Raw genomic sequence first — 16,745 nt, 5'->3', positions numbered from 1 at the left:
AAAGGAACGCGAGGTATCTATGAAAATCATGAGTCTTCCCCTTTCGCTTTTGCTGCTCCTTGGCTCTTCGCTCGCCCTCGCGGCGCAGACCACCACCCAGACCGCTTCCTCCCGGATCACGGCGGTGACCGTCTTTTCAGACAGCGCCCAGGTGACACGCCAGGCGAGCGTGGCGCTCAAGACGGGAACCAACCTGGTGACCCTGGAAAACATGCCGCAGCTCATGGCCGAGGAATCGCTCCGGGCCGAGGGGAAAGGGACCGGGCGCGCCCGCATTGCAGGGCTCACCGTCAAGAATGTCTTCCTCGATCGCAGCAAGGACCCGCGGGTACGCGAACTCGAGGACGAGATCGCCCGGCTGAACCGGAAGGTGGAAGCGATAGAGGCGCGGCGCAAAGCCCTGGCCGCCCAGCGTGCTTTCGTCGACTCCATCCGCGTCGGCTGGGGGGAACGGATCTCCAAGGAACTAAGCCTCGGCAAACCCACGGCCGCCGAGCTCTCCGAGGCGGTGCGCTTCGTGGGCGACAACACCGGCAAGATCGAGGATGAACTCTACGACGCCGATGCCGCCAAGAAACCGCTTTTGGAGCAGATCGCGGCACTCAGGAAGGAACTGGAACAATACCGGGCCGAGCCCATGAAAGAGGTGCGCTCGGTTCAGGTGGCCATCGAGGCGGAGCGCGACATGAAGTTCGATCTCGACCTCAGCTACCTCGTCGCCCAGGCCAGCTGGGCGCCCGCCTACGACGTCAGGCTCGCGCCGGACGGAAAGGATGCCCAGCTCACCTACCGGGCCCAGGTCTGGCAGAAGACCGGCGAGAGCTGGCCGCAGGTGAAGCTCACCCTCTCCACAGCGAACCCGGCTTCCGGGGGAGGCGCCCCCGAGCTCACCCCCTGGCGCATCTCCTTCTACGAGCCTCCGCGTCCCATTCCCTACCTGAGCCGGAGCAAGATGGAGATCGGCGCCGCTGCCCCGGCCCCGGCGCCGCTCCAGGAACGGGCCTACGGCGCCGCCCCCGCCGAGGACCGGATGGAACCGGCAGGGATCGTACCGGCGGAAGTGGCCCAGGGACAGACCTCGGTCCAGTTCCAGGTTGCGCAGCCGGTGGACGTGCCCGCGGACGGCACCCGTTCGGTAAGCGTGATCGCCGCGGAGAGCGTTCCCGTGGTCGCTGAGTATGTGTCGGTGCCCAAACTCTCCCCCCGGGTCTACCTGAAGTCCACGGTGACCAACCGCACCCCCTTCCCGCTGCTGGCGGGAGAAGCCAGCATCTTCAACGACGCGACCTTCGTCGGCAAAAGCCATTTGAAGACGGTCGCTTCCGGCGAAGAGTTCGACCTCTACTTCGGAAGCGACGACCAGGTAAAGGTGAAGCGCGAAGTGGCTCGGGTAAAGAAGAAAGGAGGCCTCATCGGGGGCAGCAGCGTCACCTACCACGTGACCATGGAGCTGGAGAACTACAAGCAGCGCGCCGTGACCGTGTCGCTCAAGGACCAGCAGCCGCTGCCGGGGAACGCCGAGATCAAAGCAGGCGTCGAGGATGCCTCGCCCAAGCCGTCCGAGTATAAGGAAGACGGGACGCTGGTGTGGAAGGTCGAACTCGCGCCGGCAGAGAAGAAGAAGGTTTCCTACGACCTGGTTATCGAATATCCCAAGGGAAGGGAGCTGTTGGGGCTCGAGTAGCGCCCCTCCCCGCCCTGACGACCTCAACCGTTTTTGCAAAGGAACTGCATGAAATCGTTATGCCTTGCCGTCGTTGCGCTGCTATGCCTCGCATCCGTCTCACATGCCGCAAAAATCGACACCTCGTTCCGGTTTTCCACCGTTGAAACCGAGCACTTCGCCATCCACTACCACCAGGGACTGGAAGGGGTGGCCCAAAAAGCCGCCGGGATGGCCGAAGATATCTACGCCAGGCTGACCCGGGAATTCCAGTGGCACCCTGCGGAAAAGACCCAGGTGGTGCTCATCGACGACAGCGACTTCACCAACGGCCTGGCCATCACCATCCCCTACAACACGATCTACCTCCAGGTGGTTCCTCCCGCCCTCTCCTCGACGCTCGGTGAGTACGACGACTGGCTCAAGGTGCTGTTCACACACGAGTACGCCCACATCGTTTCCGCCGATCCGGCACGCGGCTACTCAAAGGTGACCCGCGCCATCTTCGGCAAGCCCCTCCCCTGGATGGACCCGCTCTCCGCCGTGCTCTTCCTGGCCACGGCACCCCCCAACACCTTCCTGCCGCGCTGGTGGCACGAAGGTATGGCGACCTGGGCGGAGACCAAGTACACCGGCCAGGGACGTGGCAAGGGGAGTTATTACGACATGATCTTCAGGACCGCCGTCGCGGAGGACAACCTCCCCACGGTGGACCAGATCAACGGCGACATGCCCAACTGGCCGTCGGGGCACCTCCCCTACATTTACGGCTACCGCCTGCAGCGCTACATCGCGGAAACCTACGGCAACGACGTCGCCGGGAAGCTGGCGCTGGCCCACGCCGGGCGCGTCCCCTACACCATCAGCACGCCGGCCAAGACAAACTTCGAGGGTAAGACCTACCGCGAGGTGTACCAGGACATGATAGCGTCGCTCAAGGATGAGCAGTCCCGGCGCATCGCCCTCTTGTCAAGGGAGTCCTTCACGCCGCTGACCACCGTCTACGACGACGGGGAAAACCTGGTGGCCCCGCGCTTCTCGCCGGACGGTAGCCGCATCGCCTTCACCAGGCGCGACCCGCACGACCATACCTCCGTCATCGTCACCGATGCCGCCGGGCAGAAAGTGGCCGGCTTCAGGCGCCAGTTGTCCGACGGCAGCCTGAGCTGGTCCCCCGACGGAAAGAAGATCTATTTCACCCAGGCGGAGGTGAACCGGGGCTTCAACATCTACCAGGATCTCTACGTCTACGACCTGGAGAGAGGAGTGAGTACCCGTCTCACCGAAGGGGAGCGCCTGGGCGATGTGCAGGTTTCACCGGACGGGAAACTATTTGCCGGGGTGGCCAGCAGCCGCGGCAGCCAGAACCTGGTCGTGATGGCAGCCGATCCCCCCCAGGGAAAGCTCGTCCCCGCCGCGGTCACCACCTTCTCCGAAGAGAGGGTCTCCGCCCCGCGCTTCTCCCCCGATGGGCGCAGCATCTGTTACGTCCTCACCGACAACGCCGGGACCAGCAGCCTCAGGATCTACGACGTGACCGGCAAGAGCGACCGCCCCCTGTTCAGCGCCGGCAACACCATCGCCTACCCCGCCTGGTCTCCCGACGCTTCGGTCATCTACTACGTGTCCGACGAGACCGGGGTGTTCAACGTCTTCGCCTACGACCTGCGCGAAGGGAAGAGCTACCAGGTAAGCCACCTTCTTTCCGGCGCGCTGCAGCCCGAGCCCGCACCTGACGGGAGCCGTCTGCTGCTTGCCAGGTACAGCTCGCGCGGCTTCAAGATTGCGCAGATGCGCATCGACCGCACCCAGTGGCGCGAGCAGCGCGGGCCCGCCCTCCCCCTGACCCGCGCCCTCCCGGCAGCAACCCCGCAGGCGCCAGCATCTTCCGCAGCCGCCGCGTCTTCGGCCACTGCCTCCCCGGCCTCCCCGGCATCCACAGCTTCGCCGGCTGCCGCTCCCGTGGCTCCCGTGGCTCCCGTGGCTCCCATGGTTTCCCAGGCTTCCCATGCTTCCCATGCTTCCCATGCTTCCCATGCTTCCCAGGTCTTACCGGCCTCCGCCGCCCCTAACGACTACAATGCGCTCAAGACCCTGCTACCGCGCTTCTGGCTCCCCCGCCTCTACGCCGACGGCCCGAACGGCACCGTAATCGGCGCCTTCACCGCTGGCGCCGACGTACTCGGCTACCACACCTATGCCTTGAGCGCCGCCTACAGCGGGGAGCGCAAGAGAGGCTACTACACCCTGCTCTACAGCAACGACTCGTTCTACCCGACCCTGACCTTGCGGGCCCATGCCGAGCCGTTTTTATATGCGGACCTGTACCAGAACGGCAACGACTACTGGGAGCTCAACCGCGGCCTCTCCGTGGAGGCGTCCGTCCCCATCAACCGGCTCGAATCGCACTACCGCCTGCTCGCCGGCTATGAGATCGTCAACCAGGAGGCGCTCACCCCCCTGCAGCCCAACGGCACCCTCTACGGCGTTCCCGTGTTCCAGGGGCGCCGGGACAACCTCTATGCCGGCATCGACTTCGACAACGTGCTCAAGTACCCCTACTCGGTCAGTTCCGAAGAAGGAAGGCGGATCTCGCTCCTGTACCGCTACTACTCGCGCGACCTGGGAAGCGACATCAACCTCTCCGAGTACAGCGCCACCTACCAGGAGTACCTGCGGCTCCCGATCAAGTCGCCCCGGCACCAGGTCGTCTACCTGCGCCTCGCCGGCGCCCTCGCCGACGGCGACCTGCAGTACGGCCAGCAGGCCTTCCAGTTGGGCGGCCCCCCTTCCGACCTGAACAAGTTCCCCCTGCGCGGCTACCCCGTGCGCTCCATGGCGGGGAAATACGTCGCCACCGGCACCGTGGAGTACCGGGCCCCCATCATGTATCCGCTGCACGGCATCGGCACCGTACCCGCCTTCGCGGAGAAACTCCACTGCGCTCTCTTCGCCGACGCGGGCCAGGTCTGGGACGACCACAGATCATTCCACGCCGACGAGACCAGGGTGGGCGCCGGGGTGGAACTGCGCGCCGACCTTACCCTGGGATACTGGGCCAAGGTGACGCCGGCGCTCGGATTCGCCCACGGCTTCAACAAAGGCGGAGAAGATCAGATATACTTCACGCTGTACCTCGGCCTCTAGAGGGGCTTCGCCCGTCGAGTCCGGGGACGCCATAGCGCCAATACGGGAGGACAGGCTTATGAGGATCATAGTGGTGGGAGCGACGGGGACCATCGGCAAGGCGGTGGCGAAGCTTCTGGCGACCGAGCATGAGGTGATCAAGGTCGCATCCAAAAGCGGCGATCATCTGGTCGACATGTCCAGGAAGGATTCCATAGAGAACATGTTTCAGGAGGTGGGGCCGTTCGACGCCCTGGCTTGCGCGGCCGGGGTGGCCCGCTTCGGTCCCCTGCCGGAACTATCCGACGAAGACTTCCAGACCGGCCTCTCGGGAAAACTGATGGGGCAGGTGAACCTGGTTCGCATCGGGATGAATTACATCAACGACAACGGCTCCTTCACCCTAACCAGCGGGGTATTGAGCCACCAGCCCATGCCCGGGAGCGCCTCGATCAGCATGGTCAACGCGGGATTGGAAGGTTTCGTGCGGGCCGCGGCGCTCGAGCTGCCGCGCGGCATCAGGATCAACGTGGTGAGCCCCCCGTGGGTGAAGGAGACCCTGGAGGCGCTGGGGATGGACAGCTCCGGGGGGATGCCTGCGCAGCAGGTGGCCCAGGCCTACTGGGCCAGCATTCACGGGACCCGCAGCGGCCTCGTCATCAACGCCAGGGACTTCATGTAACTGGGCGTACGCAAGAGGGGTAACAACAAAGACGGCCGGTCCTGAAAAGGATGCGGCCGTTTTCCATTCGCCTGTCCCGGGCCTGCCTACGAGGCCGGCTTCTCTTCCGGTTTGGGTTTGTTCTTGTCGTGCAGGTAGCGATGAAGATCCTCCAGGGTGGTCGCCTTACCCAATGCTGAGAGCATCTCCTGCTGGTCGATGATGTTCAACTTCTTCACCAGCGCCGCCTCGATACTCCCTCCGACGTGCACCGTGTTGTCCACCGCCTGCGGTGGCTTCTCTCCCCGGTCGCCTACCACGTAGAAAAACTTCAGGTAGGGGTTGAAACGCATCGCCTCAGGGAGCACCGCGCGCAGCATCTCCAGCGGCACGTTCTTGCCGATCCAGACGGCGCAGTTGTTCTGCGGGTCGCTCACCCACATGTTCTTGGCAGGGACCACCGTGGTGTACCCCTTCCCTTTCAGTAGCGCGGCCAAATCTGCGCCTTTCCCCACGTCGGCGACCTCGACCGTGAAACTGTCGTTCACTGCGGCCCACACCGCAGCCGGAGCGACCCCCCCCATGCTTAAAAGAATGAGGACTAGAAACAGACGGGTGGCGAAATGGAACACGGATTACCTCCTATGCAAAAGTCGAAATAACAGGGACGGTACCTGCCTCAAGTGCTCCCGCCGGTTCGGCGGTGCAGGGCTCAGCCCGCTCTCTCCCCCGGACGGTTACTGAGTGACAGGGGCGACTCGAAGGTCGCCCCTGTCGAAAGGTGCTGCAGGTCCCGTTAGTTCGGGGTCATCTTCAGCCCACGCTCAGGGCGGGAGAAGTTGTGGCACAGCGAGCAGTCGTACCCTTTGACGTTTACATGGTTGTGCATGCTCACGTAGTCGCGCGGGGACTTCTCATTGTGGCACTGCGAGCAGACCACGGAGGTGGGTGCCTTGAGGCCGTAGCCCAGGTTGGTGATGAGCTTGACCTGGGTGGCAGTTGCGTTCGGGTGGCAGGAGGCGCAGGCGAGCACATTGCCTGTTGCCGGCGGCACCTGGTGGTTCAGCACCTGGAGCTCATCCGTGGTGACGTTGGTGTAGGCGGTGGTGCTGGGGATCCCCATGTAGGTCATGCCGTCTTTGACGGACTGGTCGTAGTTGCCGGTTGCGAAGAAGGTGGCGGTGGAGATGGTCACGACCTTGCCGTTGGCCAGAGCCTGGTTGGCGGTCTTGTACTTGAAGGGGAACAACTTGGTGCCGACCGGATCGTTGATGGCGCCAACCGGACGGGAGATCTTGTATGCGTTGGTCGCGGTGTCGAGAACGGCGGCGTTGAGGGCGTTGTTGCCCCAGCTAGTCCCGTTCCAGAAGGCGTACTGGGGAACCAGGTCGTTGGCTTTGGTCGGCATCGGCTCGTAGCGGTTGAGCGTGGCGTTCCACTCGGCTACCTGCCAGTTGCGGTTGGTTTCGGTGGCCTCGGTGTTGGCAGTGTCGTTGGCGTTCTTGGCGTACTTGTTGATGTGGCAGGTCTGGCAGGCGATGCGGGTCACGTGGCGGTTGACGTCAGTGGTGGTGTGGCCGGTGGCGGTGCCTTTGGTCGGGTGACAGGCGGTGGTGGAGCAGGTTACCTCGGTGGTGCTGTCCTCGGGGCGCAGGTCGGAACCGCGGCCGGCAACGCGGTGGCCGACGAAGCTGTGGCATCCCTGGCACTGGATGTTGCCGCCATTGCCCATGGCCATGTGGGTATCGTAGAGGACGTCGGAGGTGGTGCCGGAAGCGAGGGCGATGTCGCCGCGCTTGACGGCGTCGCCGCCGCCCGCCTTGGCATGGCAGCCCAGGCAGTTTTTGCGGGTCGGCTTCTGGCCGGCTTTCTGCACCACGAGATTCATGTCGAGACCTGCAGCCGGCTCGAACAGGCCGGTGGTGGCGTTACGTACACGGCTGTAGGGGGCGTTGGTGGCATCGGCGTGGCACATGAGGCAGTCGATGGAGGCGAGCTGCGCGGAGCTCGGGGTGCTGGTCGCAACCGGCTTGGCACCGGTACCGGCATGGCAGGCGCCGCAGGGGCCCCAGTTGCCCTGGATGTTGATGCAGTAGGCGTTGAGCGCGGAGGAGCCGTCGGTGGCATCGATCTTACCCTGGGTGGCCGGGCCGGTGGTCATCTCGGCAGCGGAGCCTTTCCACTGGTAGTGCACGCCCTGGTACATGGCCTGTGCCTGGCTGGTGTGGCAGGAGGAGCACATGGCGTACCCGGTCCAGGTCAGGGTGGCGTGGGTGGAGGTGGACCCGGAGATGGTGTAGGTCTGCGACTTCACGGTCTCCAGGTTCCCGGCGGTGTCCTTGGAGAAGTACTTCAGCGTCTTCGTGGTGCTGAAAGTCAAGGGCGCGCTGTACACGGTCGAACTGGTGGTCGGAGTGGATCCGTCCGTCGTGTAGTAGGTGGTGGCGGGCTCGTTGACCGACAGGGTCACGGTGACGGCACTGGTGAAGGTGCCACCCAGGGGGGAAGCGGTGGTCGTCGGCGCGGTTTTGTCGGCGACCGGTCTGCCGGCCAGTGCTGCAGGAACGCTGAGCGCCAGGAGCATGGCCAAACAGGTGAGTGCTGCGAACAGTTTTTTCATCCTTTCGTACCTCCTTTGTGGTTGTGCTGGGGGAAATATCCCACCAATTGGGTAAACCCACCCAGCTTGATAAGCAGTGTGCTGTCGACGTCCCCGGTCAGGAACAGGTTGTTGCGACAACAAAACCAATAAAAGTCGCAATCTTAATGAGGCTAACCCGAACAGATCGACTAGGATAATTTCCCATCGCATGGGCAATTACCCCTAGTTACAGCAACAGCCATTCCACTCAGGAATTGGATTATTCAAAAAACGGAATGCGAATGGCTAGTTAAGAACCACAGGAAGGATTAAAAAAAAGACGTGAAATACTGCTACTTGTGGAGGAAATAGGGAGGCTGCGGAGGGGGGTACTGGACCCCCTTTTTAGGGGAAAAGAGAGAAGAATAAATAATTTTAACGGAAGAAACGCTTATCAGGTGGGTGGGGGATTTAACGCTCCAGCACCTCCCTCACCTTGCGCAGCAGTTCAACCGGCTGCACCGGCTTCATGATCAGTTCGACCCCCTCCTTCATGCCGCGGCTCTGGATGAAGTCGGCGGTATACCCGGAGGTGAAGAGGACCTTCGCTTCCGGCTGGATCTTCTTGATCTCCTCGTAGGCCTCGATGCCGTTTTTGCGGGGCATGATGATGTCCATAAGGACCAGCTCGATCCCGTCCTGCTGGGCGGCGAACCGGTCCACGACCTCCTCGCCGTCTTCCGCGAGGATCACCTGGTAGCCGTGCCTGGTCAGCACCATGTCCACCAGGCTGCGCACGCTGGGATCGTCCTCGGCGACGAGGATGGTCTCGGTTCCGGTCTGCGGCAGCGGCTGAGGGTTGAGAACGGATTCCAGCGCCGCCCCACCCTCGAGCAAGGGGAGCTCGATGGTGAACACCGTCCCCTCCCCCGGCTTGCTGCTGACCCAGATGTTCCCCTTGTGCTGCTGCACGATGCCGTAGACGATGGCCATCCCCAGCCCGGTCCCCTTCCCGACCTCCTTGGTCGTGAAAAAGGGTTCGAAGATCCTCCGGCTGGTCTCGTCGTCCATCCCCTCCCCGTTGTCGGCCACGATGATGACCGCGTGGCGGCCGGCCTGGTCGCCGTGGCCGCGCCCCCCCGCATCGCGTACCCCGGTGGCGATGGAGAAGACGCCTCCTCCCGGCATGGCGTCGCGGGCGTTGGCCGCCAGGTTGATCAGCACCTGCTCGATCTGGGCCAGGTCGACCTGCACCGGCAGGGGCTCCGGAAGGATCTCGGTCTTCAGCTGGATGTCCTCGCCGATGACGCGCCCCAGGAACTGCTCGACGCGGTGCACGATCTCCCCCAGGTCGCAACGCTGCTGGTCCATGGCCTGCTTGCGGCTGAAGGCGAGCAGCCCCCGGGTGAGCTGCGCCGCGCGCTCCGCAGCCGCCGAGATCTGGTCCGCCAGGCCGTGCTGCGGGCTCTCCGGGCCGAGGTCCATCTTGAGGATATTGGCGTAGCCGGCTATGACGGTGAGGACGTTGTTGAAATCGTGGGCGACCCCGCCGGCCAACTGGCCGATGGCCTCCATCTTCTGGGCTTGGCGCAGCTGCTCCTCCATCATCTGCCGCTCGGTCACGTCGGATATGGCGCCCGACATCCGGACCGGCTCCCCCGCCCCGTCCCATTCCGCCTGGCCGCGGCAGCGCACCCGCAGGTACTCCCCTCCCCTGGTCCTCAGCCTGATCTCCAGGTCGAAGGGGGTATGCCCCAAAAAGTGCGCGCAGAGGGACTCCTGGACCAGGGGGAGCTCATCGGGGTGCAGCCGGGAAAAGAAGGTCTCCGGACGGTTCTCCAGTTCGTCATCGGCGAACCCGAGGAGCTCCTTCCAGCGGGGGGAATAGTAATACTCGTTACTGACCAGGTCCCAGTCCCACAGGCCGTCGCTGGTGCCTCGCACGGCCCGCGAGTAGCGCGCCTCGTTCTGCGCCAGCCGCTCCAGGTGCTGCTTCAGTTCCACGTTCGCCTGCAGCAGCTGCGAGGTCCGCCTCTGCACCAGCGCTTCCAGGGAATCGCGCTCCTGCCGCAGCGCGTCCTCAGACCGCTTGATCCTCACCATCGCCTTGATCTGGGCCACGAGCTCCGCCTCGTCGAAGGGTTTGGAGAGGAAGGCATCGGCGCCGCACTCAAGGCCCATGACGCGGCAGGCCGAGTCGCTGCGGTGGGCAGTGACCAGGATGACGGGGACGTGCTGGGTCGAAGGGGACGCTTTCAGGCGCCGGGTGGCCTCGAAGCCGTCCATCCCCGGCATCTGGATGTCGAGCAGGATCACGTCCGGCGCCTCCATGGCGGCCCGGCGTATGCCGTCCTGCGCCGACTGCGAGGTGATCAGCTGTGCCTCGGGGAGGAACGTCTTCAACAGCGCACTCAGGGTGAGGAGGTTGTCCTGGTTGTCGTCGATGGCAAGAAGCTTCATGCTCACTGGTTCCTTTCAGGATAACTGCGACACCGTCATCTAAACGGGATTCGCCCCCTGCGGGGCGAAGAAACTCTCCACCAACTCCTGCAATTCCTCCGGGTGGTAGGGCTTGGAAAGGTAGGCCGCGCACCCCGCCGCCAGCACCTTCTCCCGGTCCCCCGCCATGGCACTTGCCGTGAGCGCAACCACCGGGATGGCGGCGGTGGCCGGGTCTTCCTTGAGCCTCTTCAGGACCGCGAAGCCGTCCAGCACCGGCAGGTGCATGTCCAAAAGGATCAGCGACGGCGGCGCGCTCCTGGCCGCGTCGAGCCCGGCGGCTCCGTCGCACGCCTCGACGATGCGGTACTTCCCGCCCAGCGCGGCCTTCAGCGTGACCAGGTTGTCCGGGTTGTCCTCCACCACCAGCAGGGAGCCATCCCCTTCCCACTTCGGCGCCTTCGGCGGCTGGGCCGCGGCGGGTTCCCCCCCCGGCCGGAACAGGTTCACGCTGCCGAGCATCTCGTAGACCCGCTGCAGCAGCTCCTGGAGCTCGACGTCCCCTTTCTGCACCAGCTGGTGCACCTGCAGTTCCCTGAGCCGGTCGTATTCCCCCGGCGAAAGCGTCTTGGCCGTCATCACCATCACCGGCACGTTGGCGGTCAAGCTGCTGGAACGGACCGCCTCCAGCACCTGGAAACCGTCCACCTCGGGCATCATCAGGTCAAGGACGATGCCGTCGGGCACGTGGGACTTGAGGTAGGTGAGCGCGTAGCGGCCGCCGGAAACAGCATCCACGTGGTACCCGGCCGACTCCAGGGCGAAGCGAAGCTGCACCGTCGCGGCCTCGCTGTCCTCGACGATCAGGATCCTGGCGCCGTGACTCTCCTCCCGATTGGGCAGGCGCCACCCCAGGCGCTCCAGGCTCCTGACCAGCTCGTCCAGCACCATCCGGCGCTCCAGGCCGTTCTTGGAGATGATCGCGCTCACCCCGCTGGACAGGCGCTGCAGCTCGCCGTGAGAGAGTTCCTTCGAGGTGATGACCACCACCGGGATGTCCGCCGTACACGAGTTCGACCGCAACCGGTCCAGCACCGCCGCGCCGTCCATTCCCGGCATGAGGAGGTCCAGGGTGATCAGGTCGGGGTGGTCTGTGACCGCAAGCTCGAGCGCCTCGGGGCCGCTCTCGGCCAGGAGCACGTCGAGCCCCTGCTCCTTGAACAGGGAGGCCAGGAAGAACCGGTCGTAATCGCTGTCGTCGACCACCAGCACCAGGCGGCATCCGGCCCCGGTCAGCCTGGCGAAGGCCTCCATGAGCTGTTCCCTGCCGACCGGCTTGCTGATCACCCCGACCGCCCCCAGGGCGACGCCGGTGGCGCGGTCCTCGGAGAGGGAGATGATCATAACCGGTATATCGGCGGTCTCGGGGTGTTCCTTTAGTTCCCGCATGACCTCCCAGCCGTCCATCTCGGGCATCATGATGTCCAGGGTGATGGCGAAGGGGCGGTTGGCGCGGGCAAGCCGCAGGGCGTCCGGGCCGTTGAGGGCGCTCAGTGTGCCGAAACCGGCCTGGCTCAGGTGTGTGGTGATCAGGGACACAGTCTCCGGGTCGTCGTCGACCACCAGCACCGATCTTCCCGAGGGGTGCGGCGCCCGCCACTCCTGCGCCGGTACCGCCGCCAGCGAGGCATCCTTTACCCCGTCGCCCAAGCTGCACTCAAGCGGCAGGCGCAGCGTGAAGACGGAGCCTTGCCCCAGCTCGCTGGTGACGCCGACGTCTCCCCCCAACAGGAGAGCGCTCTTCTTCACGATGGCGAGCCCGAGCCCGGTCCCCTCGTAGGAGCGCGAGGTGGAACCGTCGGCCTGGCGGAACTCGTGGAAGATGCTCTCCAGGTACTGCGGCGCGATGCCGATCCCGGTGTCCTTCACCTCGAAGAAAAGCTCCCGGTCCCGCGCTTCCAGGCGCACGGTCACCGAACCCTGGGCCGTGAACTTCACCGCGTTCCCCACCAGGTTCTGCAGCATCTGGCGCAGCTTCTTGACGTCGATCCGCATCGGGGGGAACGCATCGGGCGCGACCAGCGAGAGGGCGATCCCCTTCTCCCGGGCCAGCACCGCCAGGCTGTCCACCACCTCGGCGGCCACCTTGGCCGGGTCCACCGACTCCAGGAAGAGGTCGAGGCGCCCCGATTCGATCTTGGCCAGGTCCAGGATGTCGTTGATCAGGGAGAGCAGATGCTTGCCGTTTTTCTCGATGATCCCGAGATAGCCTCGCTCCTCCTCGCTGAGCCGCTCGGCTCCCTGCACCGCCAGCACCCGGGAGAGCGCCAGCACCGAGTTTAGGGGGGTGCGCAGCTCGTGGCTCATGTTGGAGAGGAACTCGCTCTTCAGGCGGGTGGCCTCCTCGAGGAGTTGCTTTTGCTGGTCCAGGACCCGGTTGCGGCGGACCAGTTCGTCGGACTGCTGGGCAAGCTCGGTGGACTGCTGCACCAGTTCCTCGGACTGCTGCACAAGCTCGGCGTTCTTGATGGCAAGCTCGGAGGCGAGCCGGCGCACGTCTTCGGCAGCCACCACGCGGGAGAAGGCGGAGCCCAGCGGCACCCGGACCATCTCGAGCGTGTCGTGCACCCAAAGCGGAAAGGGATGCTCGGAAGCGAGCGACACGAAGGCGTGCAGTTCCCCGTCGGTGTCGACCGGCACCGTCACCAGTTCCGCGGGGACGATCTCGCCGAACGGGGTGACAAAACGCAGCCCCTCGCCGGCGGGACCGGGGGAGAAGCGCGTGATCCTGCGCGAGGTCAGCAGTATGCCCAGTTCCCCCTCGAGCTGGGAGCGGCTGTAACGGCGCATCCTGCCGCAGTCGGCCCCGATGGCATGTACCGGGGCGAACCCGTCGCCCTCGCCATCCTGCACGAAGGCCGTCGCCATCCTGGCGCCGGTAACGTCGACGAAGGCGGGGAGCAGTTTCTTGAAGAAGTCGTCCAGGCTCACCGCATCGACCAGGTGCTCGGACAGTCGCGCCAACCCTTGCTGGGCCGCCATCTTCATCTGCAGCGTGTCGGCCATGGCGTTGAACGAGGCTGCCAGCGAGATCTGCTCCAGGGTCCCTTCCGACTCGATGCGCGCTTCGTAGTGGCCGGCGCCCAGTTCGTTGGCGGTCTCGGAGAGCTTGACAAGCGGCGCGCTGATCCCCTCGGCGAGCTTTAGGGCGAAGCCCCATACCAGAAGCGAGATGAGGGCGGCTATACCGTAGGTGACGTAGAGAGCATGCCGGATCGGCGCGAAGACCTCGGAAGAGTCCTGCTTGCACACGAGCCCCCACCCGGTGCGCGGGATGTGGGAGTAGGCGGAGAGGACGTCCACGCCGCGGTAGTCGGTGGTCTGGGCGAGGCCGCTTTGCCCCCCCGCCGCCATCACCGCCGGCTTCCCGGTGAGCTTCACCTTGAGCACCGCGTTGGGGATGCCGCGCAGCTCGACCAGGGGGCGAACCTTGCGGTCGACCAGCACGACCTCGCCGGTCTTGCCCATCCCGGTGCTGTTTTCCATCGTGATATTGAGGAGTTTGCGCAGGTTGTAGCGCACCACCACGGCCCCCCTGCCGGCCTCGGTGCCCCCCCCCTTGATCGGCGCGGCGATGTCGATGCTCGCGTTACCCTCGTTCCCCAGCAGGTACGCCTCGCCGATCACCGGCGCGGCGTCGTTGAGGGAGGTGAGGACCATCTCGGGCCGCGCGACCCGGTGCCCCCTCCGGGCCTGGTCGGTGCTGAGCAGGATGGTGCCGTTTTCCGTGACGATGGAGACGTCGGCGACCGGCTCGTACTCGTCCTGGTAGCCGCGCAAAAGCCGCATGCTGTCGGTGGCGGCTGCGTCGGACCAGGCGGTCGGGTTTGCGGCCAGCGCCTGGGCTGCGACCAGCACCGACTTTCCCGACCCGAGCGTGGAGACGTCGCTCATCAGGTTGTCGAGCATGGAGTTGATCTGGTCCTGGCGCAGCGCCGTGACGGCGGAGAGCTTGTCCAGCATCAGCGACCGGGCCAGTTGCACCCGCTGCGAATAGATTGCCGTGGTGAAAACCGCCAGCGGGACCAGGCAGATCGTAGTGAACCAGAAGGCCAGACGCCCCTTCAGCGTCGGCAGGAGTATTCTTTTCATTTAACACCGTCCGATTGGTCAGTATTGCGGTAGTCGAACCGTTGCAGGGCCAACTGGTCCCCTCTGGCCACGACCTGCCGCATCATTTCAGTATCAAAGGAGCCGCGAACCTTGGCCCAGGGGGTGCTTTCAGGGATGTTTCCCGTGCGCTTCAGGAAGGTGAATTTCCTGTAGAGAAGCCCCTCCTCGCTCAATACCGTCGCCGGGATGCGTGGTGCCCCGGGGACGTTGAGCAGGTCGTTGCGGATAATATTACCCATCGCCTGCCCGGTCACCTGGTAGGGCGCCCCCTGCAGCCGCGCCGCAGATGCGGCGGTCCACTCGGCGGCCTGCTTCAGGCCGTGGGGGGGGCGCATCCAGGCGCAGGCCCTGACCACTGCGGCCGCCAATTCCCGGGCCTGGTCGGGGTGGCTGCGGACGAAGTCCCGCCGCAGGCAGAGGAAACCGTAGCTCACCCCCTTGTGCACCATGTGGAATTCGGGGTGGGCGGCAAAGGCCAGGGTCGGGGTCGGCTCCCACGCACTGAAGGCGTCGATCTTCCCCTCCGCCAGTGCCTTTGGCATTTCGCTTATCTCCATCGGCACCAGCTTGATGTCCCCCTCGGTCAGCCCCTCGTTTTGCAGCGCGCTCAGGAGGGTGAAGTGGGCCGCCGACCCCAGACCGGTGGCCACGCGCCTCCCCTTCAGGTCGCGCACCAGCATCGGTTTCCCGGAAACGATGGTGGCAAAGCCCTGCTTCAGCAGTCCGACGCAGACGAAGTCGCCGCTTGCGGCGGCGGTCAGGGCCGGCATGTCCGCGAAAATTCCCCCCTGCAGTTTCCCCGACGAGAGGAACTCGGTGATGTCCTTCCCCTTGAAGAAGGGATGCACCCGCACTGAGAAACCTTGGGAGGCAAGCCGGGAGGCGAGGACGGAGTCCCGGGCGATCAGTTCCGCCACCGCACCTTCCGGCAGGGTCAACGGCTGCGAGCCGAGGTCGATCACCTCGTCGCCGCCGAAGCGATAACCGGCGTATCTCCCGGCCGCGGCCCCTTCCTTGGCAGCGCCGCCGTCGTTCTCCTTGCGGGAACAGCCACAGAGGCAGAGTGAGAAAAGGAGCGCGATCGCCAGGCATCTCATCAGGGTACGCATCAGGTCCTCCCGGTCTGCTGTTTGCGGTACAGGTTGCCGCATTCGAAGATCCGCACCAGGTGCTGGTGGTAGCGCTCGGGCACGGATTCCGCCTTGCCCAAAAGGAGCACGCCGCCGGGGTTCAGGGCGCGGAACAGGTTGTCGAACACCCTCAGGTAGGCCTGCGGGTCCAGGTACATGAGAAAATTCCGGCAGCAGATGAGATCGAACCCCCCGAACAGTGACTCGGGGGGGGCGTAGGTATGGGGGTCGAGCAGATCGTGACGGCAGTAGCTGATCATGGAGAGTATCTTGGGGGAAATGCGGTAGCCGGTGCCGTCGGGTGTGAAGTAGGTCTTTAGCTGCTGCAGGGTGACGCCGCCAAGGCTTCCCGTCGCGTAGTATCCGGCACGCCCCTCTTCCAGGGCGTCCTCGGCCACGTCGGTGGCGAAGATCTGGACCTTTGGGTGCACGTCGAGCATTTGCAGGGTTTCGTCGATGATGATGGCGAGCGAACAGGGCTCCTCTCCCCCGGCGCAGGCCGCGGACCAGGCGCGCAGGAACCCGCCCTGCGACGAGGCGGGAAGCAGGCTGGACATGATCTGCGACCTTAACAGTTCGAACTGGAGCGGGTCCCTGAAGAAGCTGCTGAACCTGATGCGCAGCATGCAGGAAAGGTAGGCCGGTTCGCCGCAATCGCGCTGCAGGAACTGGTGGTACTCGGACAGACCGGGAAGGCGAAGCTGTTTCACCCGCTCCGCGATGCGCTTTTCGGCGAGGGATTGGGAATAGGAGTGAAAATCTTCCCCGAAATGATCGGTGAGAAACCTCAGTATATCGACTACCGTCTCACCCAAGCAGCTCCTCCAGGAAGATTACTGAACCTCAATGGCCATATTGGACTTGTCGGCATTCTCACAGAGGACTTGAGGTTTATAATAGGCAAATCCCAATTACACCTTTTCACTATCCAAAGTCAATGAGAATCTTCTTCTCAAAACGAAACAAAAGAGT

The 16,745-nt window shown here is 64.5% G+C and carries 9 protein-coding genes; 3 read left to right on the top strand and 6 right to left on the bottom strand.

Annotated features, from left to right (window positions below):
* Nucleotides 1-19: 19 nt before the first annotated feature.
* From KP003_RS07845 to KP003_RS07835, 3 genes are read left to right on the top strand one after another with little or no spacing between them, the layout of a single operon-like run.
* Nucleotides 20-1,684 (top strand): mucoidy inhibitor MuiA family protein, encoded by a 1,665-nt coding sequence (locus KP003_RS07845; protein ID WP_217300580.1) that lies wholly within the window; start codon nucleotides 20-22, stop codon nucleotides 1,682-1,684.
* A 48-nt stretch (nucleotides 1,685-1,732) separates the two neighbouring features.
* On the top strand, nucleotides 1,733-4,810 hold the full coding sequence (locus tag KP003_RS07840; protein WP_239027631.1) for a BamA/TamA family outer membrane protein: 3,078 nt from the start codon (nucleotides 1,733-1,735) through the stop codon (nucleotides 4,808-4,810).
* A gap of 58 nt (nucleotides 4,811-4,868) precedes the next feature.
* Nucleotides 4,869-5,471 carry a short chain dehydrogenase gene (locus KP003_RS07835; protein ID WP_216498053.1) on the top strand — a complete coding sequence of 201 codons (603 nt, stop codon included), beginning with the start codon at nucleotides 4,869-4,871 and terminating at the stop codon, nucleotides 5,469-5,471.
* Nucleotides 5,472-5,557: 86 nt separating this feature from the next.
* Here KP003_RS07835 and KP003_RS07830 read toward each other — a convergent pair whose 3' ends face one another.
* The 6 genes from KP003_RS07830 to KP003_RS07805 form a co-directional block, all read right to left on the bottom strand.
* Complete coding sequence (locus KP003_RS07830; protein ID WP_217300579.1) at nucleotides 5,558-6,082, bottom strand: hypothetical protein; 525 nt, start codon at nucleotides 6,080-6,082, stop codon at nucleotides 5,558-5,560.
* A 164-nt stretch (nucleotides 6,083-6,246) separates the two neighbouring features.
* The gene (locus KP003_RS07825; protein WP_217300578.1) at nucleotides 6,247-8,070 is read right to left on the bottom strand and encodes a chitobiase/beta-hexosaminidase C-terminal domain-containing protein; all 1,824 of its coding nucleotides are present in this window, start codon (nucleotides 8,068-8,070) and stop codon (nucleotides 6,247-6,249) included.
* A gap of 432 nt (nucleotides 8,071-8,502) precedes the next feature.
* Entirely contained in the window at nucleotides 8,503-10,491 is a 1,989-nt protein-coding gene (locus KP003_RS07820; protein ID WP_217300577.1) for a PAS domain-containing hybrid sensor histidine kinase/response regulator, read from the bottom strand.
* Nucleotides 10,492-10,530: 39 nt separating this feature from the next.
* Nucleotides 10,531-14,622 (bottom strand): response regulator, encoded by a 4,092-nt coding sequence (locus KP003_RS07815; protein WP_217300576.1) that lies wholly within the window; start codon nucleotides 14,620-14,622, stop codon nucleotides 10,531-10,533.
* Nucleotides 14,619-15,752 carry an NrtA/SsuA/CpmA family ABC transporter substrate-binding protein gene (locus tag KP003_RS07810; protein WP_216498059.1) on the bottom strand — a complete coding sequence of 378 codons (1,134 nt, stop codon included), beginning with the start codon at nucleotides 15,750-15,752 and terminating at the stop codon, nucleotides 14,619-14,621. Before KP003_RS07810 ends, KP003_RS07815 begins: the two co-directional genes overlap by 4 nt.
* Nucleotides 15,752-16,588 carry a CheR family methyltransferase gene (locus tag KP003_RS07805; RefSeq protein ID WP_217300575.1) on the bottom strand — a complete coding sequence of 279 codons (837 nt, stop codon included), beginning with the start codon at nucleotides 16,586-16,588 and terminating at the stop codon, nucleotides 15,752-15,754. Before KP003_RS07805 ends, KP003_RS07810 begins: the two co-directional genes overlap by 1 nt.
* Nucleotides 16,589-16,745: the final 157 nt, after the last annotated feature.

It is taken from the genome of Geomonas diazotrophica, assembly GCF_019063885.1.
In the GTDB taxonomy this organism is placed as follows: Bacteria; Desulfobacterota; Desulfuromonadia; order Geobacterales; family Geobacteraceae; genus Geomonas; species Geomonas diazotrophica.
The sequence above is the reverse complement of the archived record's forward strand: the minus strand, read 5'-3'. Positions and strand labels throughout refer to the sequence as shown.